The organism is Bacillus sp. FSL M8-0071 (genome assembly GCF_037975455.1).
GTDB classification, from domain to species: Bacteria; Bacillota; Bacilli; order Bacillales; family Bacillaceae; genus Bacillus; species Bacillus subtilis.
In genome coordinates this window covers 2,271,607-2,294,912 of sequence record NZ_CP150256.1, presented here as the reverse complement: position 1 = coordinate 2,294,912, position 23,306 = coordinate 2,271,607, and the positions used below count along the sequence as shown (strand labels likewise).

The 23,306-nt window shown below is 42.6% G+C and carries 27 protein-coding genes, 2 pseudogenes and 1 riboswitch; of the genes and pseudogenes, 26 read left to right on the top strand and 3 right to left on the bottom strand.

Features of this window, described 5'->3' with window-relative positions:
• The first annotated feature begins 164 nt into the window (after positions 1-164).
• Positions 165-596 (top strand): peptidylprolyl isomerase, encoded by a 432-nt coding sequence (locus tag MKX71_RS11600; protein WP_003223931.1) that lies wholly within the window; start codon positions 165-167, stop codon positions 594-596.
• 140 nt (positions 597-736) lie between these two features.
• Here the strand turns inward: MKX71_RS11600 and MKX71_RS11595 are convergent, their stop codons facing one another.
• Positions 737-949, bottom strand: coding sequence for a spore germination protein (locus tag MKX71_RS11595; RefSeq protein ID WP_003230479.1), 213 nt, complete (start codon positions 947-949; stop codon positions 737-739).
• Positions 950-1,613: 664 nt separating this feature from the next.
• Here MKX71_RS11595 and MKX71_RS11590 point away from each other — a divergent pair.
• The 3 genes and pseudogenes from MKX71_RS11590 to MKX71_RS11580 all read left to right on the top strand — a co-directional run bounded on the left by MKX71_RS11590 (position 1,614) and on the right by MKX71_RS11580 (position 2,658).
• Positions 1,614-1,819, top strand: a pseudogene (locus tag MKX71_RS11590) (hypothetical protein).
• Between the two features lie 309 nt (positions 1,820-2,128).
• The gene (locus MKX71_RS11585) at positions 2,129-2,332 is read left to right on the top strand and encodes a phosphatase PAP2 family protein (RefSeq protein WP_247470530.1); all 204 of its coding nucleotides are present in this window, start codon (positions 2,129-2,131) and stop codon (positions 2,330-2,332) included.
• A gap of 119 nt (positions 2,333-2,451) precedes the next feature.
• Positions 2,452-2,658, top strand: a complete 207-nt coding sequence (locus MKX71_RS11580) for a zinc ribbon domain-containing protein (protein ID WP_003230483.1) — start codon at positions 2,452-2,454, stop codon at positions 2,656-2,658.
• Here the strand turns inward: MKX71_RS11580 and MKX71_RS11575 are convergent.
• Positions 2,601-2,836 (bottom strand): annotated as a pseudogene (locus MKX71_RS11575) (hypothetical protein). The gene MKX71_RS11580 and the pseudogene MKX71_RS11575 overlap by 58 nt on opposite strands.
• 267 nt (positions 2,837-3,103) lie before the next feature.
• Between MKX71_RS11575 and lepB the strand changes: the two are divergent.
• The 7 genes from lepB to ribT all read left to right on the top strand — a co-directional run bounded on the left by lepB (position 3,104) and on the right by ribT (position 8,569).
• Positions 3,104-3,658 carry a signal peptidase I gene (gene lepB, locus MKX71_RS11570; protein WP_003246166.1) on the top strand — a complete coding sequence of 185 codons (555 nt, stop codon included), beginning with the start codon at positions 3,104-3,106 and terminating at the stop codon, positions 3,656-3,658.
• A gap of 234 nt (positions 3,659-3,892) precedes the next feature.
• A complete protein-coding gene (locus tag MKX71_RS11565) occupies positions 3,893-4,237 on the top strand; it encodes a hypothetical protein (protein ID WP_032722053.1) in 345 nt (114 codons plus the stop codon).
• A gap of 119 nt (positions 4,238-4,356) precedes the next feature.
• Positions 4,357-4,501, top strand: a riboswitch (FMN riboswitch).
• Positions 4,502-4,630: 129 nt separating this feature from the next.
• Complete coding sequence (gene ribD, locus MKX71_RS11560) at positions 4,631-5,716, top strand: bifunctional diaminohydroxyphosphoribosylaminopyrimidine deaminase/5-amino-6-(5-phosphoribosylamino)uracil reductase RibD (RefSeq protein WP_339231124.1); 1,086 nt, start codon at positions 4,631-4,633, stop codon at positions 5,714-5,716.
• 10 nt (positions 5,717-5,726) lie between these two features.
• Entirely contained in the window at positions 5,727-6,374 is a 648-nt protein-coding gene (gene ribE, locus MKX71_RS11555; RefSeq protein WP_014480161.1) for a riboflavin synthase subunit alpha, read from the top strand.
• Between the two features lie 14 nt (positions 6,375-6,388).
• The gene (locus tag MKX71_RS11550; protein ID WP_003230496.1) at positions 6,389-7,585 is read left to right on the top strand and encodes a bifunctional 3,4-dihydroxy-2-butanone-4-phosphate synthase/GTP cyclohydrolase II; all 1,197 of its coding nucleotides are present in this window, start codon (positions 6,389-6,391) and stop codon (positions 7,583-7,585) included.
• 32 nt (positions 7,586-7,617) lie between these two features.
• On the top strand, positions 7,618-8,082 hold the full coding sequence (gene ribH / locus MKX71_RS11545) for a 6,7-dimethyl-8-ribityllumazine synthase (protein WP_003223915.1): 465 nt from the start codon (positions 7,618-7,620) through the stop codon (positions 8,080-8,082).
• 112 nt (positions 8,083-8,194) lie between these two features.
• Positions 8,195-8,569, top strand: a complete 375-nt coding sequence (gene ribT / locus MKX71_RS11540) for a GNAT family N-acetyltransferase RibT (protein ID WP_003223910.1) — start codon at positions 8,195-8,197, stop codon at positions 8,567-8,569.
• Between the two features lie 13 nt (positions 8,570-8,582).
• Here ribT and MKX71_RS11535 read toward each other — a convergent pair whose 3' ends face one another.
• Entirely contained in the window at positions 8,583-9,107 is a 525-nt protein-coding gene (locus tag MKX71_RS11535) for a DUF309 domain-containing protein (RefSeq protein ID WP_032722049.1), read from the bottom strand.
• A gap of 280 nt (positions 9,108-9,387) precedes the next feature.
• Here MKX71_RS11535 and scpA point away from each other — a divergent pair, with 280 nt between their 5' ends.
• From scpA to aroD, 15 genes are all read left to right on the top strand, one after another.
• Positions 9,388-10,143: a segregation/condensation protein A gene (scpA, locus tag MKX71_RS11530; protein ID WP_003246108.1), complete on the top strand. Its 756-nt coding sequence runs from the start codon at positions 9,388-9,390 to the stop codon at positions 10,141-10,143.
• Positions 10,133-10,726, top strand: coding sequence for an SMC-Scp complex subunit ScpB (gene scpB, locus MKX71_RS11525; RefSeq protein WP_003223904.1), 594 nt, complete (start codon positions 10,133-10,135; stop codon positions 10,724-10,726). The genes scpA and scpB overlap by 11 nt, the downstream gene beginning before the upstream one ends.
• Before the next feature lie 54 nt (positions 10,727-10,780).
• Positions 10,781-11,320, top strand: a complete 540-nt coding sequence (locus tag MKX71_RS11520) for a YpuI family protein (protein ID WP_014477219.1) — start codon at positions 10,781-10,783, stop codon at positions 11,318-11,320.
• Between the two features lie 122 nt (positions 11,321-11,442).
• Entirely contained in the window at positions 11,443-12,591 is a 1,149-nt protein-coding gene (gene dacB, locus MKX71_RS11515) for a D-alanyl-D-alanine carboxypeptidase DacB (RefSeq protein ID WP_069703888.1), read from the top strand.
• Complete coding sequence (spmA, locus tag MKX71_RS11510; RefSeq protein ID WP_004398980.1) at positions 12,579-13,169, top strand: spore maturation protein SpmA; 591 nt, start codon at positions 12,579-12,581, stop codon at positions 13,167-13,169. Before dacB ends, spmA begins: the two co-directional genes overlap by 13 nt.
• 4 nt (positions 13,170-13,173) lie before the next feature.
• Complete coding sequence (gene spmB / locus MKX71_RS11505; protein ID WP_003230509.1) at positions 13,174-13,710, top strand: spore maturation protein SpmB; 537 nt, start codon at positions 13,174-13,176, stop codon at positions 13,708-13,710.
• 91 nt (positions 13,711-13,801) lie between these two features.
• Entirely contained in the window at positions 13,802-14,536 is a 735-nt protein-coding gene (gene rluB, locus MKX71_RS11500) for a 23S rRNA pseudouridine(2605) synthase RluB (RefSeq protein ID WP_339231121.1), read from the top strand.
• Between the two features lie 94 nt (positions 14,537-14,630).
• Positions 14,631-15,170 carry a thiol-disulfide oxidoreductase ResA gene (gene resA / locus MKX71_RS11495; RefSeq protein ID WP_014480156.1) on the top strand — a complete coding sequence of 180 codons (540 nt, stop codon included), beginning with the start codon at positions 14,631-14,633 and terminating at the stop codon, positions 15,168-15,170.
• Positions 15,167-16,795 carry a cytochrome c biogenesis protein ResB gene (resB, locus tag MKX71_RS11490; RefSeq protein ID WP_116316577.1) on the top strand — a complete coding sequence of 543 codons (1,629 nt, stop codon included), beginning with the start codon at positions 15,167-15,169 and terminating at the stop codon, positions 16,793-16,795. The genes resA and resB overlap by 4 nt, the downstream gene beginning before the upstream one ends.
• Before the next feature lie 19 nt (positions 16,796-16,814).
• Positions 16,815-17,990 (top strand): cytochrome c biogenesis protein ResC, encoded by a 1,176-nt coding sequence (gene resC, locus MKX71_RS11485; protein ID WP_004398799.1) that lies wholly within the window; start codon positions 16,815-16,817, stop codon positions 17,988-17,990.
• Between the two features lie 80 nt (positions 17,991-18,070).
• On the top strand, positions 18,071-18,793 hold the full coding sequence (gene resD / locus MKX71_RS11480) for a DNA-binding response regulator ResD (RefSeq protein WP_003246107.1): 723 nt from the start codon (positions 18,071-18,073) through the stop codon (positions 18,791-18,793).
• Positions 18,790-20,559 carry a sensor histidine kinase ResE gene (resE, locus tag MKX71_RS11475; RefSeq protein WP_017695908.1) on the top strand — a complete coding sequence of 590 codons (1,770 nt, stop codon included), beginning with the start codon at positions 18,790-18,792 and terminating at the stop codon, positions 20,557-20,559. The genes resD and resE overlap by 4 nt, the downstream gene beginning before the upstream one ends.
• Positions 20,560-20,762: 203 nt before the next feature.
• A complete protein-coding gene (sigX, locus tag MKX71_RS11470) occupies positions 20,763-21,347 on the top strand; it encodes an RNA polymerase sigma factor SigX (protein WP_003230521.1) in 585 nt (194 codons plus the stop codon).
• Positions 21,283-22,386 carry a sigma-X negative effector gene (locus tag MKX71_RS11465; RefSeq protein ID WP_326237200.1) on the top strand — a complete coding sequence of 368 codons (1,104 nt, stop codon included), beginning with the start codon at positions 21,283-21,285 and terminating at the stop codon, positions 22,384-22,386. The genes sigX and MKX71_RS11465 overlap by 65 nt, the downstream gene beginning before the upstream one ends.
• 111 nt (positions 22,387-22,497) lie before the next feature.
• A complete protein-coding gene (gene aroD, locus MKX71_RS11460) occupies positions 22,498-23,265 on the top strand; it encodes a type I 3-dehydroquinate dehydratase (protein WP_339231115.1) in 768 nt (255 codons plus the stop codon).
• Positions 23,266-23,306 lie beyond the last annotated feature (41 nt).

The following is a 23,306-nucleotide window of genomic DNA, read 5'->3' as shown; positions in this document are numbered from 1 at the left end:
CGGAGATAAAGAGATTCAGGTTTCATTTTTATTTTTTAGTAAAGCCCGGGAGATTCGTTTTCCCCCGAAAGGTGTGGTATAATAGCCGCGACAAGGAGAGACAGGCTATAACCTATCATACATAATCTCCTTTGAAAATTAAAATAAAGAAAGTAGGCATACAATTGAAAACAGGTTACTTTTTATTAGAAGACGGGAACAAAATTGAATTTGAACTTTATCCTGAAGCTGCACCTGGAACTGTTGCAAACTTTGAAAAGCTTGCGAACGAAGGCTTTTATGACGGGCTTACATTCCACCGAGTGATTCCTGGCTTCGTCAGCCAAGGCGGATGCCCGCACGGAACTGGTACTGGCGGTCCGGGATACACAATCAAATGTGAAACAGAAGGCAACCCGCATACACATGAGGCGGGCGCACTTTCTATGGCACATGCCGGAAAAGACACTGGCGGCAGCCAATTTTTCATCGTTCATGAGCCACAGCCTCATTTGAACGGTGTTCACACTGTATTCGGTAAAGTAACAAGCGGATTAGAATTCGCGAAAAACATGTCTAATGGCGACGTCATGAAAGAAGTTCGCGTAGAAGGCTAATTGGCAGGTAAAAGGCTTCCTCATATAGAGGGAGCTTTTTTATTGGGTAAAAATGTTCAATAAAAAACCGCCGAGTGCTGATGGCGGTTGGTAAACCGGGTTTTTAAGGAAGGAGATTTCTCAATCCCCAAATAAATACATTAAAAAGTTTTGGTGACGTTTTGATCAGTAAATTGATGATTAATCATTTTAGCTTTGCTTACAAAGTTATTTTCAAAGACAATTCCTGTGTTTAAACCTCCGGAGCCAAACACAGATTTGGACAAAGTTAAAGGCCTGATCATAAAAGCGCCGCCTACGTTAATTACACTGTTCCCGGAAACGTTGTTTATATTAATAGGATAATCAATCATACTATCAAGTCTCCTTTCATATCATTCTATTTTTTATATGTATTAGTGCTAGAGTTGATTAGCGTAAACTTATCGGCAAAAATATTTAGGAGATGCCTGTTTTTATTGATTTATAAAAATGCTCGAAAAAAGAGCCTCCTTTAAAGCTTCCGGAAGCCCAGATATCTGTCTATTCTTTTAACTACTCTGAATGCGGCAGCTGCTTTTCTGGCGAATGTAATAGGATCATCCTGTGCTGACTCAAAGTGCATATACATTGCTCACGGCTCACTAAATAACCAGTGGTTATGCAATGTAGAAATCGCCATACGCCGCTATCCTAGTTCGGTGAGCAAAGAATTTACCTCTTCATGTAAGAAACTAAGTGAAATACTTTACCATTTCGAACCTCAAACGGGAAAAATGGGGAATTGACAAGGGATGAGGTGGGCAAACAAACACCTGACTCGGTGGCAGAACGAACTGCCCAAAATTTTGGCAAACTCCCTGCGTATCTTTTGTTTCCTCCCATTTCATGCTATTGCTCCTCCTATGTCAAAAAAGAATGTATGAGAGAAGATCCCGCCATAGACAATGTTGTTGGACGACTGAAGATAAAATTGTGCTGATTATACAAAAAGTGGATTGGGAATGATAAAAGAACAAAAAAGTTTAAGGAGAATCCGTGCAAGTTTTGACGGGTTTGCTCGAACAGTACGGATATGCCGTCTTGTTTATTGTCTTGATGTTAGAGCTTCTAGCTTTACTTGGACCGGGAGAGTTTGCCGGTGTTCTCGTGTTTCAAGAAAAGTTAAACTGGGTGCTAAGCATGTTAGCGGCCGGATTGGGGAGCTGTGTGGGAGTGAGCATGTCGTATTGGATCGGGTATAGACTGGGCCCAGCTGCAATTCAGAAAGCTTTTGCGTCGAGAGGTGTTCTGTTAGCCGTTATTGTTCTAACTTTTCTTTGGATGGTATTCAAAGGGCAAGGTTGGAAAATCGAACTCTCTTTCTTATTTTTCCTAGTCATTGGTGGAGAGCTTTATGAAGAGGGAATCAGACGGCTCTTTCATTCCCTTCATCCTGTTCATGCTCCTTTGGAAAGTCATGTATTATATCCATTCCCAAGCGAACAGACGTTAACGGCATTTGTCATTTTTGGTTTTTGTGCTTATCTTTTTGTTCGTCATTCTCACAAGGCGTGTCTGCAAACTGTTGCGTTTTTTTGTTTATTATCGTTTTATTCCTCATCGGGCTGAGCCGTGTGTACGTTAATGAGCAGTATCCGAGTGATGTTGCTGCGGGTTACGCTTTCGGCGGTGTTTGGCTGGGTTTAAATGTTTTGGTCATGGAGCTTTTCCGTTTCTCCAGAAGATTTACCAAGCTGAAAAACGAATCCAATTAGTATGTAAAGAACGGGTGATCAAAATTAAGAAAACTTTAAAGTAGTACGGTTCATCGGGATTGGTATTTTGTGGTAAAATAAATCAAACAAACGTGATGTAATGAAAAGGAGAACGCGATATGGACAACAAAGGCTGTATAAAATGCGGCAGTACTGAAGCCGGACAAAAAGAAATAGCCACAACCGGCACGGGATTATCAAAGCTGTTTGACGTGCAGCATAACCGATTTCTAGTGGTTTACTGTAAGAACTGCGGATATTCAGAGTTTTATAATAAAGAGTCTTCAACTGCCGGGAATATATTGGATTTATTTTTTGGAGGCTGATCCATGTTTTCGAGCTTGAATGATTTTAAACATATTATGAAAGCAAAAAACGGGGTGCGGTATCACCTGTGAAATAGGTTGCCGCAAACATTCCAGTAACCTTCATGACGTTAATTGTTTTGTCAAGTGCCATGGGTATCATGGACTGGGAGATCAATGGAATGCAGTAAATGAACAAACTGCCCGTAACCTCATGCTTTATATACGATCTAAAGATTTTGCATATGAGAACTCTCTTTCTTCTGAGTCCATTGCTTCTGAATTATGCGATTCATTTCTTTCAATATTTTCAGGCCTAGTTATGGTCGACAAGAAAAAAATAGGCATGATGTGGGTAGAAGATGAAGATTAACAGTTTGTAAAATCACTTCAATGGTCCTAATGGGATTTTTTTTCGATTCGTGATAACATAAATTGAAGACCGTTGTTTATTGGAGGAAATCAGTTGAAATCAGAAAATGTTTCGAAGAAAAAATCAATATTAGAATGGGCAAAAGCAATTGTGATTGCTGTCGTTCTCGCTTTGCTCATCCGCAACTTTATTTTTGCGCCGTATGTCGTTGATGGTGACTCTATGTATCCTACACTTCACAACCGTGAAAGGGTCTTTGTCAATATGACAGTCAAATACATCGGCGAGTTTGATAGAGGAGACATCGTCGTGTTAAACGGAGATGATGTTCACTATGTCAAACGTATTATCGGCCTTCCCGGCGATACGGTTGAGATGAAAAATGACCAGCTCTATATCAACGGGAAAAAGGTGGACGAACCTTATTTGGCGGCTAATAAAAAGAGAGCGAAACAGGACGGTTTTGACCATTTGACCGATGATTTCGGCCCGGTTAAAGTGCCTGATAACAAGTATTTTGTGATGGGCGACAATCGTCGGAATTCAATGGACAGCCGTAACGGTCTTGGCCTCTTCACGAAAAAACAAATTGCGGGTACGTCAAAGTTTGTTTTCTACCCGTTTAACGAAATGCGCAAAACAAATTAGGATCAAGCAGTTTCCCATTGGGGCTGCTTTTTTTATATCTTTTTTACGGTCATCCCCTAAAAACAGAACATAAATTCGTATATCTATAGAAAAGAAATTTTTGCAGAAATGTGAAACATATTCCCGTTATGCATCGTTATATTAATAATTTACGAGAATTTACGGTTTTTTATTCATGAAAAAAAGGAATAACTCATATGAATGAATAGATTCATATTGGCTGGAGGTTTAGAAATGGGAAGAATAAAAACCAAGATTACCATTCTGTTAGTGCTTTTGCTTTTACTTGCAGGCGGTTATATGTACATAAATGATGTTGAGCTGAAGGATGTTCCGACAGCAATTGGACAAACCTTGTCCTCGGAAGAAGAGGAATACACCATCCAGGAATATAAAGTGACGAGAATTGAGGGCTCAGAGTATCATGGAGTAGCAGAAAACGGAACGAAAATCATCTTCAACGGAAAAAAATTAAATCAGGATTTATCTGATATAAAAGAAGGTGACAAGATTAAGGCATACTTCAGCAAATCAAAGCGGATCGACGGATTAATCAAGGTTGCAAAAGTGAATGATTAAAAAACATCACCTTTCGGATCGAAGGGTGATGTTTTGTTTTTCTCAAATTGTAAGTTTATTTCATTGCGTACTTTAAAAAGGATCGCTATAATAGCCAATAAGGACAAATGAATAAAGATTGTATCCTTCGGGGCAGGGTGGAAATCCCGACCGGCGGTAGTAAAGCACATTTGCTTTAGAGCCCGTGACCCGTGTGCATAAGCACGCGGTGGATTCAGTTTAAGCTGAAGCCGACAGTGAAAGTCTGGATGGGAGAAGGATGATGAACCGCTATGCAAATGGTTCAAAAATGCATAGTGTTATTTCCTATTGCGTAAAATACCTAAAGCCCCGAATTTTTTATAAATTCGGGGCTTTTTTGACGGTAAATAACAAAAGAGGGGAGGGAAACAAATGGAAGAGTATTATATGAAGCTGGCCTTAGATCTTGCGAAGCAGGGCGAAGGACAGACCGAATCCAATCCGCTCGTCGGCGCTGTTGTCGTAAAGGACGGACAAATTGTCGGAATGGGCGCCCATTTAAAATATGGTGAAGCTCATGCAGAAGTTCATGCCATCCATATGGCTGGAGCACATGCAGAGGGTGCCGACATTTACGTTACACTCGAACCGTGCAGCCATTACGGAAAAACACCGCCATGTGCAGAATTGATTATCAACTCTGGCATCAAAAGAGTGTTCGTGGCGATGAGAGATCCTAATCCGCTTGTGGCTGGAAGAGGGATCAGCATGATGAAAGAAGCCGGCATTGAGGTAAGGGAAGGCATCCTGGCAGACCAGGCGGAGAGGCTGAATGAAAAATTTCTGCACTTTATGAGGACAGGCCTTCCGTACGTCACGCTAAAAGCGGCTGCCAGCCTTGACGGCAAGATAGCTACCAGCACGGGTGACAGCAAATGGATCACGTCAGAGGCTGCAAGACTGGATGCTCAGCAATACAGGAAAACACACCAAAGCATTTTAGTCGGAGTTGGCACAGTGAAAGCCGACAATCCGAGCTTAACCTGCAGACTGCCGAATGTAACAAAACAGCCGGTTCGGGTCATACTTGATACCGTACTCTCGATTCCTGAGGACGCTAAAGTGATTTGCGATCAAATAGCGCCGACATGGATTTTTACGACGGCACGCGCAGAAGAGGAAAAGAAAAAACGGCTTTCAGCTTTCGGAGTGAACATATTTACACTTGAAACCGAGCGCATTCAAATTCCTGATGTTTTGAAGATCCTAGCGGAAGAAGGCATCATGTCGGTGTATGTGGAAGGCGGTTCAGCTGTTCACGGAAGCTTTGTCAAAGAAGGCTGTTTTCAAGAAATCATCTTCTATTTTGCCCCTAAACTAATCGGAGGAACGCATGCTCCCAGCTTAATCTCCGGTGAAGGTTTTCAATCAATGAAAGATGTCCCCTTATTACAATTCACTGATATAACCCAAATCGGCCGTGATATCAAACTGACGGCAAAACCGACAAAGGAATAGGATGGTGACCATGTTTACAGGAATTATCGAAGAAACAGGCACAATCGAATCCATGAAAAAAGCAGGGCATTCAATGGCCTTAACAATTAAATGCTCAAAGATTTTAGAGGATGTTCATCTTGGCGACAGCATTGCAGTGAACGGCATTTGTCTGACTGTCACTGATTTTACAAAAAATCAATTCACAGTGGATGTTATGCCTGAAACAGTCAAAGCTACGTCACTGAATGATTTAACAAAAGGAAGCAAAGTAAATCTGGAAAGAGCGATGGCGGCAAACGGCCGTTTCGGAGGCCATTTCGTCTCAGGCCATGTCGACGGAACTGCGGAAATCACACGAATTGAAGAGAAAAGCAACGCAGTTTACTATGATTTAAAAATGGACCCGTCATTAACAAAAACATTGGTTTTAAAGGGATCAATTACTGTGGATGGCGTGAGCTTAACCATATTCGGCCTGACAGAAGACACAGTGACGATCTCCTTAATACCGCATACGATCAGCGAAACGATTTTTTCAGAAAAAACGATCGGCTCTAAAGTGAATATCGAATGCGATATGATCGGAAAATATATGTATCGATTTTTGCATAAAGCCAATGAAAATAAGACCCAACAAACCATTACAAAAGCCTTCTTAAGCGAAAACGGCTTTTAGAGAGGAAGATTTGCATGTTTCATCCGATAGAAGAAGCACTGGACGCTTTAAAAAAAGGCGAAGTCATCATCGTTGTAGATGATGAAGACAGAGAAAATGAAGGAGACTTTGTGGCTCTTGCCGAGCATGCAACGCCGGAAGTCATTAACTTTATGGCGACTCATGGGAGAGGACTGATCTGCACGCCGCTCAGTGAGGAAATCGCAGACAGGCTTGATCTTCACCCTATGGTTGAGCATAATACAGATTCTCACCACACTGCATTTACCGTAAGCATAGACCATCGTGAAACGAAAACAGGTATCAGCGCTCAAGAAAGATCTTTTACCGTTCAAGCATTGCTGGACAGCAAATCCGTGCCATCTGATTTTCAGCGTCCGGGGCACATTTTTCCGCTGATTGCGAAAAAAGGAGGTGTCCTGAAAAGAGCGGGCCATACAGAAGCTGCTGTTGATCTTGCTGAAGCTTGCGGATCTCCAGGAGCCGGCGTCATTTGTGAAATTATGAATGAAGACGGAACGATGGCGAGAGTGCCTGAGCTCATTGAAATTGCGAAAAAGCATCAATTAAAAATGATCACCATTAAGGATTTGATTCAATACCGTTACAATCTGACAACACTTGTCGAGCGTGAAGTTGACATTACGCTGCCTACTGATTTTGGGACATTTAAGGTTTATGGATACACAAATGAGGTAGATGGAAAAGAGCATGTCGCATTTGTGATGGGAGAGGTGCCGTTCGGAGAAGAACCGGTATTGGTCCGGGTGCATTCAGAATGTCTCACAGGTGACGTGTTTGGGTCTCATCGCTGTGACTGCGGACCGCAGCTGCACGCGGCGCTGAACCAAATTGCCGCAGAAGGCCGTGGAGTGCTTCTGTACTTGCGCCAAGAAGGACGAGGCATCGGTTTAATCAATAAATTAAAAGCTTATAAGCTTCAGGAACAAGGTTATGACACCGTAGAAGCCAATGAGGCGCTTGGATTCTTGCCGGATCTTCGCAACTATGGCATCGGAGCACAAATTTTACGCGACCTCGGTGTCCGGAATATGAAGCTTTTGACGAATAATCCGCGAAAAATCGCAGGCCTTGAAGGCTACGGACTCAGTATTTCAGAAAGAGTGCCGCTTCAAATGGAGGCGAAAGAACACAATAAAAAATATTTGCAAACCAAAATGAACAAGCTAGGTCATTTACTTCATTTCTAATCACAAATATCACAAAAAAGGATGGGAATCATATGAATATCATACAAGGAAATTTAGTTGGTACAGGTCTTAAAATCGGAATCGTAGTAGGAAGATTTAATGATTTTATTACGAGCAAGCTGCTGAGCGGAGCAGAAGATGCGCTGCTCAGACATGGCGTAGACACAAATGACATTGATGTGGCTTGGGTTCCAGGCGCATTTGAAATACCGTTTGCTGCGAAAAAAATGGCGGAAACAAAAAAATATGATGCTATTATCACATTGGGCACTGTCATCAGAGGCGCAACGACACATTACGATTATGTCTGCAATGAAGCTGCAAAAGGCATCGCGCAAGCAGCAAACACTACTGGTGTACCTGTCATCTTTGGAATTGTAACAACTGAAAACATCGAACAGGCTATCGAGCGTGCCGGCACAAAAGCGGGCAACAAAGGTGTAGATTGTGCTGTTTCTGCCATTGAAATGGCAAATTTAAACCGCTCATTTGAATAATTTGCTGAAAACAGTTTAAAAATATGGCGAAAATGATATAATGTGAGAAAACGGATCACCTATTCGTATCCGTTAATAGCAGACTGGACATTTTGGATATAGAGGGGTTTTTATGTTAATTCGTTATAAAAAATCGTTTGAAAAGATTGCGATGGGGCTTCTTTCGTTTATGCCGAATGAAAAAGACCTTAAGCAGCTTCAGCAGACAATTAAGGACTACGAAACGGATACAGACCGCCAGCTCTTTCTTTGGAAAGAGGACGAGGATATCGTCGGAGCAATCGGAGTCGAAAAAAAGGATTCTGAGGTTGAGATCCGGCATATCAGTGTGAATCCTTCTCATCGCCATCAAGGAATCGGAAAACAGATGATGGATGCTTTAAAGCATTTATTCAAAACGCAAGTACTGGTTCCAAATGAATTAACGCAGAGCTTTTTCGAACGTTGTCAAGGTCAGCAGGATCAAGACATTTCATACAATAATTAAGCAGAGGCTGTCATCAGCCTCTGCTTTTTTTTCTGCGTTCTATTTCTCTTTCACGTTCACGGATGACGTCAGTCCGATCCCGCAAACGGTGTTTGTCGATCAGAAATATGTTCCTGAGTGCACTGGGCTGCCCCCATGTATACTTTTTTTTTCTGCATTCGATCCTGCATGCTTCCTCCAGTTTCTCATCTTTGATTGGCAGCATAATGCTTTTATAGGCAGAGCCGGTTTCGATTTGTTCGTAAACCGATTGCATAAGTTCGAGCAAACGGCCATGATCGAGCCCTAAGTCTTCGACTGCCCGGTGTTCTGCTTGAAGAATCCGGATGCTGTTCGCCATCAGTCTTTTTGCCCCGGCTGTATTCTGCCTTCTGTGATGATATAAAGCAACTGCAAGCTGAATAAAGCCGACCCAATAGCGTTTTCGTTTCTTTGGCGGATCTTCCTTCCAATATTCTTCTAATATTTCATGGCATTCAAAATAATCCCGTGTCGCGTGAAACTCAACGAGATAATCTATATAAGCTTTCGGATACAAGGTGCTTCCTCCTTTAATGTGCTTTTAGTGTACCATAGAAGGGATAAAAGGAAAAAAGAACGCTCGGCCTCTATTGCTTCTTAGAAAGGAAAACCAGAAGCTAAGGCTTTTTCTCCCGCTTCAGCGCTCCGAGCAAACACCTCTCGTGTTTTGAATATTCTGTACAAACTTGTTCAAAACAGGAAATGAAATAGTATTGGACGAGAGCTTTTTGGTGGCTTATACTATAGGGTAGCCAGTTTTTCCGGCAATGAGAGTGATACTTGAAAATGGTGAGATGATGGAAGAATATCAAGTGAAAATTGATACGTTTGAGGGCCCATTGGACCTGCTGCTTCATTTAATCAATCGTCTTGAAATTGACATATATGATATACCTGTGGCGAAGATCACTGAACAATATTTATTATATGTACATACGATGCGCGTGCTTGAGCTCGACATTGCCAGCGAGTATTTGGTTATGGCTGCCACGCTGCTCAGCATTAAAAGCAGAATGCTGCTCCCGAAGCAAGAGGAGGAGCTTTTTGAAGATGAATTACTTGAAGAAGAAGATCCGCGGGAGGAACTGATTGAAAAGCTGATTGAGTACCGAAAATATAAAGATGCGGCGAAGGATTTAAAAGAACGGGAAGAAGAAAGACAAAAATCGTTCACGAAACCGCCGAGTGATTTGAGTGAATATGCAAAAGAAGTAAAACAGTCTGAGCAAAAGCTCTCTGTCACGGTCTATGATATGATCGGAGCTTTTCAAAAAGTGCTGAAACGCAAAAAAATAAACAGGCCGATGGAAACAACAATTACAAGACAGGACATACCAATCGAAGCCAGAATGAACGAAATCGTGCACAGCTTGAAATCTAGAGGAACGAGAATTAACTTTATGGATCTGTTTCCATATGAGCAAAAAGAACATTTAGTAGTGACCTTTCTAGCTGTTCTTGAGCTGATGAAAAATCAGCTGGTCCTCATTGAACAGGAGCACAATTTTTCAGATATTTACATTACGGGGAGTGAATCCATTCATGGGGCTTGATATCGTGAATTGGAAAGCTATTGTGGAAGCCCTTCTTTATGCGGCAGGCGATGAAGGGCTTACAAAAAAGCAGCTGTTAACAGTGCTTGAAATCGAAGAGCCTGAACTGAACACTATCATGGCGGATGTGGCGGACGAATACCGCGGAGATACACGAGGGATTGAACTTATTGAGTATGCAGATACGTACATGCTCTCTACCAAAAAAGACTTTGCGCCTTACTTGAAAAAACTGATTGAAGTGCCGTCAAAGGGCCTTTCTCAAGCATCTTTAGAAGTACTGGCCATTGTTTCATACAAACAGCCAATTACGAGAGCAGAAATTGAAGAAATCAGAGGAGTAAAATCAGAGCGGATTTTACACAGTCTTGTCGCGAAGGCGCTATTGTGTGAGGTAGGGCGTGCCGATGGTCCGGGGCGGGCCATTTTATACGGTACTACGCCGACTTTTCTTGAACAATTCGGTCTGAAAACGCTGGACGAGCTTCCGCCGCTGCCTGAAAATGCGGAAGAAGACGTTCTTCAAGAAGAAGCAGATTTATTTTTTGAAAACTTTAACCAAACCTTCGAAGATATAAAATAGAAGTTTAATGAATCGCGCTTTTTCATCATCATAAGATATAAGGAAGAAGCTATCATGAAAGAAGCAAAATGTGAGAGACAAAGACATGAGGGGAAGATACCAAACGAAATGGGACATTCGATTGTGCGAGCGCAGACTCAAAAAACAGGCGAATTCTTATCAATGGTTGTCAATACCGTGAACGATTACCTAAATCAAACGACGCTTGAGTCCTTACAGGCTGAATTGCCTATTGAAAAAGGATACTGCTGTGATGTGCTGAGCACTCTGAGAAGAATGGCAGTATTTTGTGAAGGAGGCGCAGAAGCGTGCCGCCGTCTCCTGATGCAGGAGCCTTTTCAGGAAGCCAGAGCGGAAAAAACACTTTATAATGTGTATCACCAATGCATTGAAGAGTTCTTTATGCCGAAAAAAGACACGTGGTGTGAAAATAGCCGGGCGTCTTATACCGGGGTCAGCGCAATTGAGTTTTATCATGCTGTTCCTGCGTCGCTTGAGCAATTATTATTGCCGTTGAGCGCGGCCTTTCTGAAGATGAGGGAAGAGCTGGCTCATTACGAAGCGTCCGGATCAAGCATGGCGCCAATCAGATAACGTTTACTCTCCCTTTTTCAGGGAGAGTTTTTTTATGTTTGCTTCCAGAAATATAATTGTTATTCATAACTGATGGACATGCGCATAAACTTGTACAAACCACCACAAGGACGTGAGCAAACATGCGCATTTTCAAAAAAGCAGTATTCGTGATCATGATTTCTTTTCTTATTGCAACTGTAAATGTGAATACAGCACATGCTGCTATAGATGTCAGTGCAAAAAGCGCGATCATTATTGACGGTGCGTCAGGCAGAGTGTTATATGCCAAGGATGAGCATCAAAAAAGGCGGATCGCGAGCATCACAAAAATTATGACCGCCGTCCTCGCCATCGAATCCGGCAAAATGGATCAAACGGTGACGGTTTCGGCAAATGCTGTCAGAACAGAAGGCTCCGCCATTTATTTAACAGAAGGTCAAAAAGTAAAGCTGAAAGATCTTGTGTATGGCCTGATGCTAAGATCAGGAAACGACGCCGCTGTCGCGATTGCTGAGCATGTCGGTGGGAGCCTCGATGGGTTTGTTTATATGATGAATCAAAAAGCCGAGCAGCTTGGTATGAAGAACACCCGTTTTCAAAACCCGCACGGATTGGACGACCATGAAAATCATTATTCAACAGCCTATGACATGGCCATTTTAACTAAGTATGCTATGAAGCTGAAAGACTATCAAAAGATTTCAGGCACAAAAATATACAAAGCGGAAACGATGGAAAGCGTATGGAAAAACAAAAATAAACTGCTGACCATGCTTTATCCGTACAGCACAGGAGGAAAAACAGGCTATACAAAACTTGCAAAACGGACTCTGGTCTCTACGGCTTCAAAGGACGGCACTGATCTGATAGCCGTCACCATTAATGACCCTAATGATTGGGATGACCATATGAAGATGTTTAACTATGTGTTTGAGCATTATCAAACCTATTTAATTGCAAAAAAAGGAGATATTCCAAAGCTGAAAGGCACATTTTATGAATCGAAGGCTTTTATCAAACGTGATATCACCTATTTGCTGACCGAAGAGGAAAAAGAAGATGTGAAAATTAATACCACACTGCTCAAGCCGAAAAAAGCATGGGAAAAAGATGCCTCGAAAATCCCTGATATCGTAGGGCACATGGAGATCATGTTCAACGATGAAACCATCGCAAAAGTGCCGATCTATTATGAAAATGAGCGGCATCAAAAACCGAAGAAACAATTTTTTGAAACGTTTAAATCAATCTTTCTGAATGCGGCAGGCGGAGCAAAATGGTCAATATAATTTGGGTCAGTTTAACAGTGATCGGACTCGTTTTTGCGATGTGCAACGGAACACTGCAAGATGTAAATGAAGCCGTGTTTAAGGGTGCGAAAGAAGCGATTACGATCTCATTTGGATTGATGAGCGTGCTTGTTTTCTGGCTTGGTTTAATGAAAATCGCCGAGCAGTCAGGGCTTTTGGATATTTTCAGCCGGATGTGCAGGCCTTTTATATCTAAGCTGTTCCCTGATATACCGCCGGATCACCCGGCGATGGGCTATATTTTATCTAATCTTATGGCGAATTTCTTCGGCCTCGGAAATGCAGCAACTCCGCTTGGCATTAAAGCAATGGAACAAATGAAAAAGCTGAATGGAAACCGATCGGAAGCAAGCCGGTCGATGATTACTTTTTTAGCTGTTAATACGTCCTGCATCACACTCATCCCGACAACGGTGATCGCTGTCCGAATGGCTTATTCCTCCAAAACGCCGACAGATATCGTCGGGCCAAGCATTTTGGCAACGCTTATTTCCGGAATCGGTGCCATTATCATCGATCGGTATTTTTATTACCGCCGCAAAAAGAAGGGAAGGTGAGCGGATGGAAATCATCAACTGGCTGTCTTTAGCCATGATTCCAATCATTATTGCCGGAATTCTTCTTTATGGAACGATCAAAAAGGTTCCGACATATGAATCGTTTGTCGAAGGCGGAAAAGAGGGGATAGAAATCGCCTTTTCCATTATCCCCTATTTAGTCGGAATGCTTGTCGCTATAACTGTTTTCAGATCATCAGGCGCGCTTGATTTTATAATGGATCTTTTAAAACCGGCTTTCTCCGCTATCGGCATCCCTGCTGAAGTAGTGCCGCTTGCTCTGATCCGCCCGATCTCCGGTACGGCCGCTCTCGGAATGACGACCGATTTAATTGCAGTATACGGGCCCGATTCCTTTATCGGCAGGCTGGCTTCCGTCATGCAGGGATCTACAGATACAACGCTTTACGTACTGACTGTGTATTTCGGAGCAGTCGGCATTAAAAAAATGGGTGATGCATTAAAGGTGGGACTTCTTGCAGATTTAATCGGCGTAGTTGCATCTATCATCATCGTTACGTTATTATTTGGGAGCGCCTGAAAACGGCGTTTTTTTTAGATTTGGCATAGGAATTTGAAAAAGCTTGTTTGTTAAGGTTGAAAAAAGTAAGATAATACTTGAGGTGAAAGACATGGAAAGACTGCAAAAAGTGATTGCTCATGCCGGAGTTGCGTCGCGCAGAAAGGCAGAAGAGCTGATTAAAGAAGGAAAAGTAAAGGTGAATGGCAAAGTAGTAACAGAGCTAGGTGTTAAGGTCACCGGTTCTGATCAGATTGATGTAAACGGGTTAAAGGTTGAACGCGAAGAGCCGGTTTACTTTCTCTTATATAAACCAAGAGGCGTTATTTCCGCAGCGCAAGATGATAAAGGACGCAAAGTGGTGACGGACTTTTTTAAAAATATTCCGCAGCGCATTTATCCGATTGGGCGTCTGGACTATGATACGAGCGGTCTTTTGCTTTTAACCAATGACGGCGAATTCGCCAATAAGCTAATGCATCCTAAGTATGAAATAGACAAAACATACGTGGCGAAGGTGAAAGGAATCCCGCCTAAAGAGCTGCTCAGAAAGCTGGAGCGCGGAATTAGGCTGGAGGAAGGCAAAACAGCGCCTGCTAAAGCGAAGCTGCTGTCTTTGGATAAGAAAAAGCAGACAAGCATTATTCAGCTGACGATCCATGAGGGACGCAACAGACAGGTGCGCCGCATGTTTGAAGCGATCGGACATGAGGTAATCAAGCTGAAGCGTGAGGAATACGCGTTTTTAAACCTGCGAGGCCTGCACACGGGCGATGCCAGAGAGCTTACGCCTCACGAAGTAAAAAGGCTCAGAGCACTGGCGGATCACGGTAAAAACGCTTTCTAAATTTCACATAACCTTCAAAAAGTAAGAAATGTGAAATGAACGTGCAATGATATAATTGAATGGATCTGCAATAGGGGGAAGGGGGCAGTGGACAATGAAGAAAAAAAGGCGTTTATTCATTCGGACCGGCATCCTTCTCGTTTTAATCTGCGCACTCGGCTATACCATTTACAACGCTGTATTTGCCGGCAAAGAGAGTATATCCGAAGGGTCCGACGCACCGAATTTTGTCCTAGAGGATACGAATGGGAAACGTATCGAGCTCAGTGACTTAAAAGGGAAAGGTGTTTTTTTGAATTTCTGGGGTACATGGTGTGAACCGTGCAAAAAAGAGTTTCCTTATATGGCAAACCAATATAAGCATTTTAAAAGCCAAGGTGTTGAAATTGTCGCTGTAAATGTTGGGGAGTCAAAGATAGCAGTACATAATTTTATGAAATCCTACGGAGTCAATTTCCCGGTTGTTCTGGATACAGATCGCCAAGTGCTTGATGCCTATGACGTATCTCCGCTTCCGACAACCTTTTTGATCAATCCGGAAGGAAAAGTTGTCAAGGTGGTGACCGGCACTATGACAGAAAGCATGATACACGAATATATGAATCTCATAAAACCTGGAGAGACTTCGGGATGAAGCAAGTCAAATGTGAATGCGGACATATAAACCCGGTTGGAACCGTTTTATGCGAATCGTGCGGAAGAGCTCTTCAGGAAACTCAACCTCCGCTCGCTGATATGAGATATGACGGAAGCGCAAGACGTTCGCAAACCTATAACAAAACGATTATCGACAAAATTTGGAATTTCTTTTCCTCGGTTAAGGTGGGAATATGGCTTATCGTCATAACCCTTGCCGCATCAGCGTTCGGCACCATTTTTCCCCAGGAAGCCTATCTGCCTCCGGGCGCACAGGCTGATACTTATTACAAGGAGCAGTATGGCACGTTCGGCCAGCTTTATTATTTGCTCGGGTTTCATCATTTATATGGTTCTTGGTGGTATTTGCTGCTCATTGCCTCGATCGGCATTTCACTCGTGATTTGCAGCCTTGATCGGGTCATTCCGTTGTATAGAGCGTTAAAAAACCAAGGTGTCAGAAGGAGCCCGGCCTTTTTAAGAAGGCAGCGCTTGTTCAGTGAAACAGTTACTGTACTGAACGGGGAATCGAAAGAAAAGATAGTTTCTCTATTAAAGAAAAAACATTATAGAATCAGAGAAAAAGAGGGCAGCATTCTTGCTGAAAAAGGACGCTTTTCCCGCTGGGGCCCGTATGTCAACCATATTGGATTGATCATCTTTCTGATTGGTGCGATGCTGAGATTTGTGCCTGGCATGTACGTCGATGAGACGCTTTGGGTCAGAGAAGGCGAAACCGCAGCAATTCCGGGTACAGACGGAAAATATTATTTGAAAAACAATCAATTCAGCGTAGAGACCTATAACAGCAAAACGGAAAAAAAGGTATTTGCAGATGCCATTGACAGAGTCGGGGACGGTAGAGTGGCAAAGAACTTTCAAACCGATGCCGTACTCTACAAGAGAGAAGGAAAAATTGTTTATGGCGAGAAGCCGAAGCTGGAAAAAGTAACAGAAGAAGACATCCGTGTCAATCAGCCGCTGCGTTTTGATTCTTTTTCCGTTTACCAGGTGGATTACAAAGAGAATCAGCTTGACCAAATGGTGTTCCAGCTGATTGATAAAAAAACAAAAAAATCCTTTGGGAGCCTGAAGATCAACCTTCTGGATCCAGATTCAGTCTATGATCTTGGTAACGGTTACAAGGTGGAAATCGCCAGCTACCTGCCTGACTTCTATTTTAATCAGGACGGAGAGCCGAGCACAAAAACAAAGATCCCTAACAATCCGGCTTTTGTCTTTAATATCATAACGCCGGACAAACCGAAAGGCGAAAAGAGCTTTGTCGCCATCCAAGAAACCATCGAAGGATCAGGCAATAATAAATACAAGCTGAAATTTGACCATGTCGAAACGAAAAACATTACTGGACTTACAGTCAGAAAGGATCTGACACTCTGGGTGCTTGCTGTCGGCGGAGCCATTTTTATGATCGGTGTCATTCAAGGTATGTACTGGCAGCATCGAAGAATTTGGCTGCACTCACAGGACGGTGCAGTTATGGTAGCAGGGCATACCAATAAAAACTGGTTTGGCCTGAAGAAGGATTTAGCATTTATATTGGCTGATTCCGGACTGACTGAACCGGTGGACCAAAAAGAATTAATCAAAACACAGAAATAGGCGAAAAGGGAGTGATGTCATGGCAGAGCTGAGCGGAAATTTTCTTTATGCGGCCTTTCTTGTGTATTTAATCGCTGTCCCAATCTTCGGCGGAGCCATACGCGGGAATAAAGATAAAAAGGGCAGGCCAAACCGATGGGCCAACATTGGAATCACCCTTTCTATTGTCGGTTTTTTCTGCCACCTAGGATATTTCATCACAAGGTGGGCTGCCAGCGGCCATGCGCCTGTCAGCAATATGTTTGAATTCACCACCGCTTTTGGCATGATGCTTGTTTTGGCGTTTATCATTCTTTATTTTCTCTATAGATTGCCTTCATTAGGCCTGTTTACGCTGTCAATTGCTTTATTGCTGATTGCCTACGCCAGCATGTTTCCGACAGATATCTCGCCTTTAATTCCTTCGCTCCAAAGCAACTGGCTGTATATTCACGTAACAACGGCCGCGCTTGGGCAAGCTATACTTGCCATCAGCTTTGTCGCTGGTGTCATCTTTCTTTTGAAGCATGTAGACCAGACAAAGCCAAGCAAAAAGACCTTCTGGCTTGAAGCGATTATGTTTATCCTGGTCACAACCGTCGCCTTTATTGCAATCACATCAGCATTTCGTCTTGCAGGCTATGAAGCGGAGTTTAACTGGGTGGACAAAAGTAAAGAAAAAAGCGTGATGGTGTACGAAATGCCCGCGCTTGTCGGTCCGCATCAGGGAGAGCTTTTGACCGAAGGAAGAATGGAACCGCTTGTTGATCTTCCCGCGCTTTTCTCAGGCAGAAAAGTGAACACTGTCATTTGGTCATTTGGAGCAGGTCTTGTGTTGTATGGGGCTCTCCGTCTGATCATCAGAAAAAGAATCAGCGCTCTATTACATCCGCTGGTGAAAAACGTCAATCTTGATCTGGTGGATGAGGTTGGGTACAGGGCCGTATCAATCGGATTTCCGATCTTTACACTCGGCGCGCTGATCTTTGCAATGATTTGGGCTCAGCTCGCGTGGACCAGATTTTGGGGCTGGGACCCTAAGGAAGTATGGGCGCTGATCACGTTTTTGTTCTATGCCGCTTACTTGCACTTAAGACTGTCAAGAGGCTGGCACGGTGAGAAGTCAGCATGGCTGGCCGTAATCGGTTTTGCTATTATTATGTTTAATTTAATATTCGTAAATCTTGTGCTTGCCGGACTTCATTCTTATGCATAGTCCTTTGAAAGCGACACAGTTCTCAAACTTTCTCACGATTTGATAAAATGAAAGTAACAGAAGGAAAGCAGGGGGAAAACATGGACCAAACGAACGAAACAAAAATATTAGTAGTTGATGACGAAGCCAGAATTCGCCGCCTTTTAAGAATGTATCTTGAACGTGAAAATTATGCTATAGATGAAGCTGAAAATGGTGATGAAGCCATTGCCAAAGGGCTTGAAGCCAATTATGACTTAATTTTGCTTGATCTGATGATGCCGGGGACTGATGGAATTGAAGTGTGCCGGCAAATTCGTGAAAAAAAAGCGACACCCATTATTATGCTGACCGCAAAAGGAGAAGAAGCAAACCGGGTGCAGGGGTTTGAAGCGGGAACAGATGATTATATTGTTAAGCCGTTCAGCCCGAGAGAAGTCGTGCTGCGTGTAAAGGCCCTTTTGAGAAGAGCATCCCAAACCTCTTATTTCAATGCCAATACACCGACGAAAAATGTGCTCGTGTTTTCACATCTGTCAATAGACCATGATGCTCACCGCGTAACAGCTGATGGAACAGAAGTGAGCCTGACGCCAAAAGAGTATGAGCTTCTATATTTCTTAGCGAAAACGCCTGACAAGGTGTATGATCGGGAAAAGCTTCTGAAAGAAGTGTGGCAATATGAGTTTTTTGGTGATTTACGGACAGTGGACACTCACGTCAAACGCTTGAGAGAGAAGCTGAACAAGGTTTCTCCGGAGGCTGCGAAAAAAATTGTCACCGTATGGGGTGTAGGTTATAAATTTGAGGTCGGCGCTGAATGAAATTTTGGAAAAGCGTAGTAGGCAAGCTGTGGTTTACGATCCTTTCACTCGTCTTGATCGTATTGTTCATTTTAACGGTTCTTTTGCTGGAGTTTATTGAAAACTACCATGTGGAAGAAGCTGAGAATGATTTAACACAGCTTGCGAATAAAGTTGCTGTCATACTAGAAAATCACGAGGACCAGGCACTGGCAAGGTCAATCACTTGGGAACTCGCTGATAACTTAACAAGCATTGCCATCATCCAGGATGAGAAGAACCACTGGTATTCTCCGAATGATAAAAATCGCCTGTCGTCTATTACGGTTGAGCAAATACAGCATGACAAAGACTTAAATAAAGCTCTCAAAGACCATAAAAAAGTAAGCAAACGGACGGGACTGAGCGATACAGACACGGATAATGAACGCCTGATTGTAGGTGTCCCGTATGAAAAAGACGGAAAGAAAGGCATGGTCTTTTTATCCCAGTCTTTGCTTGCCGTTAAAGATACAACAAAACATACGACCCGCTATATTTTTCTTGCCGCTGGAATTGCGATTGTGCTGACCACATTTTTCGCATTCTTTTTATCAAGCAGGGTCACGTACCCTCTCCGAAAAATGAGAGAAGGCGCGCAGGATTTGGCGAAGGGCAAGTTCGATACAAAAATCCCGATTTTAACTCAGGATGAAATCGGTGAACTGGCGACCGCTTTTAATCAAATGGGCCGGCAGCTTAACTTTCATATCAATGCGCTCAATCAAGAAAAAGAGCAGCTTTCTAACATTTTGAGCAGTATGGCTGACGGGGTTATTACCATTAATATTGACGGTGCGATTCTTGTGACCAACCCGCCGGCTGAACGTTTTCTTCAGGCTTGGTATTATGAACAGAACATGAATATCAAAGAAGGCGACAACCTTCCGCCTGAAGCAAAAGAGCTGTTTCAAAACGCTGTCAGCACTGAAAAAGAACAAATGATTGAGATGACGCTGCAAGGCAGATCATGGGTGCTTTTGATGTCGCCGCTTTATGCGGAATCGCACGTCAGAGGAGCGGTTGCCGTACTGCGTGACATGACAGAAGAACGCCGCCTTGATAAGCTGAGGGAAGATTTTATCGCAAATGTCAGTCATGAGCTGAGAACACCGATCTCCATGCTTCAGGGATACAGTGAAGCAATTGTCGATGACATTGCAAGCTCTGAAGAAGACCGGAAAGAAATTGCCCAAATCATTTATGACGAATCGCTCCGAATGGGCCGTTTAGTTAATGATTTGCTTGATTTAGCCCGAATGGAATCAGGCCATACAGGCTTACATTATGAAAAAATCAATGTGAATGAGTTTTTAGAAAAGATCATTCGGAAGTTTTCCGGTGTTGCGAAAGAAAAAAATATTGCTTTACATCATGACATTTCCCTCACAGAAGAGGAATTTATGTTTGATGAAGACAAGATGGAGCAGGTATTTACCAATTTGATCGATAACGCGTTGCGGCATACTTCATCCGGCGGCAGTGTCTCCATTTCAGTCCATTCTGTGAAGGATGGATTGAAAATTGATATCAAAGACTCCGGGTCCGGCATACCGGAAGAAGATCTGCCATTTATCTTTGAGCGGTTTTATAAGGCAGATAAAGCGCGGACAAGGGGCAGAGCAGGAACCGGGTTAGGGCTGGCTATCGTTAAAAATATCGTGGAAGCCCACAACGGATCAATTACTGTGCACAGCCGAATAGATAAAGGAACAACATTTACTTTTTATATTCCGACAAAACGGTAAAATCGAGTCTGAATTTGCCGAAGAATCTTGTTCCATAAGAAACACCCGCTGACTTAGCGGGTGTTTTTTTAATAGCCAACATTAATAAAATTTAAGGATATGTTAATATAAATTCCCTTCCAAATTCCAGTTACTCGTAATATAGTTGTAATGTAACTTTTCAAGCTATTCATACGACAAAAAAGTGAACGGAGGGGTTTCAAATGGAAGAAACCTTTCAATTATTATATGATACATATCATCAAGATTTGTACCAATTTTTATTTTATATGGTAAAGGATAAAAACCAGACAGAAGACCTTCTTCAAGAGGTTTATATCCGGGTATTAAATTCTTATCATACGTTTGAAGGAAGAAGCAGTGAAAAAACATGGCTTTTGTCTATCGCACGCCATGTTGCGATAGACTGGTTCCGTAAACAGCAAACAATCAGACAGCGTATACTCGGTACATTTGACTGGGATACACAGGATGTCAGGGATCAGCAATTGCTGCCGGACGAACTTGCGGTTCAACATGAAAATGTCCGGGAAATTTATGCTGCGCTTGATCAATGTACAATCGATCAAAGAGCTGTGATTATCTTGCGGTTTATTCAGGGATATTCAATACAGGAAACAGCCAAGGCTCTGCGCTTCTCGGAAAGCAAAGTAAAAACGACCCAACACAGAGGGCTCAAAGTACTTCGGAAACATATGGAGCTTTTGAGGGAGGAGCTAATGGATGATGAAGTCAGAATGGAACGAAGAACAGATAAAGGAGTTGTTAAGTCAACTTCCGGCAGTTAAAGACCATCGTTCGCCTCAGGATATTTACAAGCGGCTGACGATGGCAAAGCGTAAAAATAAGCCCGCTGTCAGGTGGATTGGCCCCGCGTGTGCCGCTGCAATTGCGGTTTATATCGCCTTCATTATTACTCCTCATTTCTTTGATCAGGCACAGCCTCAACAAAAAGAAGCGTCCCAAGAGAACGCAGTAACGAAAACTGAGACAGAAGACAGCCCAAAAGCTGCATCATCCCTGGATCATACATCGTTTGTTGTACCTGAAAAGGAACAAGACAATTACATCACTGTAGCAGTTGCTGATGCCGATACATCTGCAATTATACCCGTCAGCATTCAAAAAACAAATGCATACCAAACGATCCAGGACATGCTGACTGTAAGTAGTGAATTGGATATCTTGGATCATGCCATTACAATTCCATCCTTCATAGATGAAGTAGAAATAAAAGAAAAACCAAAGCAGAAGGAATTAAGTATACGAGTCCATCAGCCAGCTACGGCATTTTCTGTAAAAGATGATACACTGTTAAAAAAATTGCTTAAAGAATCCTTAAAATGGAGTCCTTATGAAAAAGTCAAATTTTTATCGGATCAAAATGAGACTGGGGTTCGGATTGGCTCATATGGCACTTTTACGGAAATTTCGATTCCAAAACAGTCAAAAAGAGCTTACTACTTGTACAAAAATAAACAAGGGAACTTTCTCATTCCGTCAGAAAAAACATTTGATACGGTAAAAGAAGCGATTAATGAAATGGAATCGAGCAGTCAAAAAGATACAACACCGCTTATTCAAGCGGGTACTGTCCAATCTGTAACGAAGAAACAGAAGCACTTATATATCCGTTTCTCAAAGGACTCAGAAGTTGAGGATTCTATTGCCAATATTTTAATGATTGAGGGACTTCTTTTAACCGCAAAAGAGTTTGGCTTCACAGAAGTGACCTTTACCGAAACCAGAACAAACAAAATCGGCAAATATGACGTATCAGATGCAATTCCGGTACCGGCTGCTCCAAATCCGATTTTCTTAAACTAAAATGGGCCCTTTGAGGCTCTTTTTTAGTTGCTATTCATATAATAGAAATTTTCAAAAAAAAGTTGTACGTGTATAATAAAACAAGGTAACGATTGAAAGGATTTGAGATGAGTGAACGTGTTAACAATTAAAGGAGTTTCCATCGGGGAAGGAACGCCGAAAATCATCGTTCCGCTGATGGGAAAGACGGAAAAACAAATTCTGAATGAAGCAGAGGCAGTAAAATTACTGAATCCGGACATTGTTGAATGGAGAGTCGACGTATTTGAAAAAGCTAATGACAGAGAAGCGGTCACAAAGCTCATTTCTAAGCTTCGTAATTCTTTAGAAGACAAGCTATTTCTATTTACATTCAGAACCCACAAAGAGGGCGGGAGCATGGAGATGGACGAAAGCTCCTATCTTGCTTTGCTGGAATCGGCAATCCAAACAAAAGACATCGATCTGATAGATATCGAATTATTTTCAGGAGATGCAAATGTAAAGGCGTTAGTATCGCTGGCGGAAGAAAACAACGTCTATGTGGTGATGTCAAATCACGACTTTGAAAAAACACCTTCGAAAGATGAGATTCTTTCAAGACTTCGGAAAATGCAGGATTTAGGGGCACATATTCCCAAAATGGCTGTCATGCCGAATGATACTGGAGATCTCCTAACACTGCTTGATGCGACGTATACAATGAAAACAATATATGCAGACCGCCCCATTATTACAATGTCAATGGCTGCAACAGGGCTCATCAGCAGGCTGAGCGGTGAGGTTTTTGGATCGGCTTGTACTTTTGGAGCTGGAGAAGAGGCGTCCGCACCAGGCCAAATTCCTGTTTCTGAGCTAAGGAGTGTCTTAGATATTTTGCATAAAAACACACGGGGATAGAACAATAAAAAAACTCAAGCTATATAGCTTGAGTTTTTTTA

Bases quoted from the DNA above. Each gene is read 5' to 3' on its own strand.
- ribH (WP_003223915.1), top strand. From the start codon at position 7,618: ATGAATATCATACAAGGAAATTTAGTTGGTACAGGTCTTAAAATCGGA.
- MKX71_RS11465 (WP_326237200.1), top strand. From the start codon at position 21,283: ATGATGAAGTCAGAATGGAACGAAGAACAGATAAAGGAGTTGTTAAGT.
- ribE (WP_014480161.1), top strand. From the start codon at position 5,727: ATGTTTACAGGAATTATCGAAGAAACAGGCACAATCGAATCCATGAAA.
- MKX71_RS11565 (WP_032722053.1), top strand. From the start codon at position 3,893: ATGGGAAGAATAAAAACCAAGATTACCATTCTGTTAGTGCTTTTGCTT.
- scpA (WP_003246108.1), top strand. From the start codon at position 9,388: ATGGAAGAATATCAAGTGAAAATTGATACGTTTGAGGGCCCATTGGAC.
- rluB (WP_339231121.1), top strand. From the start codon at position 13,802: ATGGAAAGACTGCAAAAAGTGATTGCTCATGCCGGAGTTGCGTCGCGC.
- resE (WP_017695908.1), top strand. From the start codon at position 18,790: ATGAAATTTTGGAAAAGCGTAGTAGGCAAGCTGTGGTTTACGATCCTT.
- ribT (WP_003223910.1), top strand. From the start codon at position 8,195: ATGTTAATTCGTTATAAAAAATCGTTTGAAAAGATTGCGATGGGGCTT.
- sigX (WP_003230521.1), top strand. From the start codon at position 20,763: ATGGAAGAAACCTTTCAATTATTATATGATACATATCATCAAGATTTG.
- resA (WP_014480156.1), top strand. From the start codon at position 14,631: ATGAAGAAAAAAAGGCGTTTATTCATTCGGACCGGCATCCTTCTCGTT.
- dacB (WP_069703888.1), top strand. From the start codon at position 11,443: ATGCGCATTTTCAAAAAAGCAGTATTCGTGATCATGATTTCTTTTCTT.
- resB (WP_116316577.1), top strand. From the start codon at position 15,167: ATGAAGCAAGTCAAATGTGAATGCGGACATATAAACCCGGTTGGAACC.
- spmB (WP_003230509.1), top strand. From the start codon at position 13,174: ATGGAAATCATCAACTGGCTGTCTTTAGCCATGATTCCAATCATTATT.
- resC (WP_004398799.1), top strand. From the start codon at position 16,815: ATGGCAGAGCTGAGCGGAAATTTTCTTTATGCGGCCTTTCTTGTGTAT.
- MKX71_RS11520 (WP_014477219.1), top strand. From the start codon at position 10,781: ATGAAAGAAGCAAAATGTGAGAGACAAAGACATGAGGGGAAGATACCA.
- MKX71_RS11580 (WP_003230483.1), top strand. From the start codon at position 2,452: ATGGACAACAAAGGCTGTATAAAATGCGGCAGTACTGAAGCCGGACAA.
- resD (WP_003246107.1), top strand. From the start codon at position 18,071: ATGGACCAAACGAACGAAACAAAAATATTAGTAGTTGATGACGAAGCC.
- ribD (WP_339231124.1), top strand. From the start codon at position 4,631: ATGGAAGAGTATTATATGAAGCTGGCCTTAGATCTTGCGAAGCAGGGC.
- MKX71_RS11550 (WP_003230496.1), top strand. From the start codon at position 6,389: ATGTTTCATCCGATAGAAGAAGCACTGGACGCTTTAAAAAAAGGCGAA.
- spmA (WP_004398980.1), top strand. From the start codon at position 12,579: ATGGTCAATATAATTTGGGTCAGTTTAACAGTGATCGGACTCGTTTTT.
- scpB (WP_003223904.1), top strand. From the start codon at position 10,133: ATGGGGCTTGATATCGTGAATTGGAAAGCTATTGTGGAAGCCCTTCTT.
- MKX71_RS11595 (WP_003230479.1), bottom strand. From the start codon at position 949: ATGATTGATTATCCTATTAATATAAACAACGTTTCCGGGAACAGTGTA.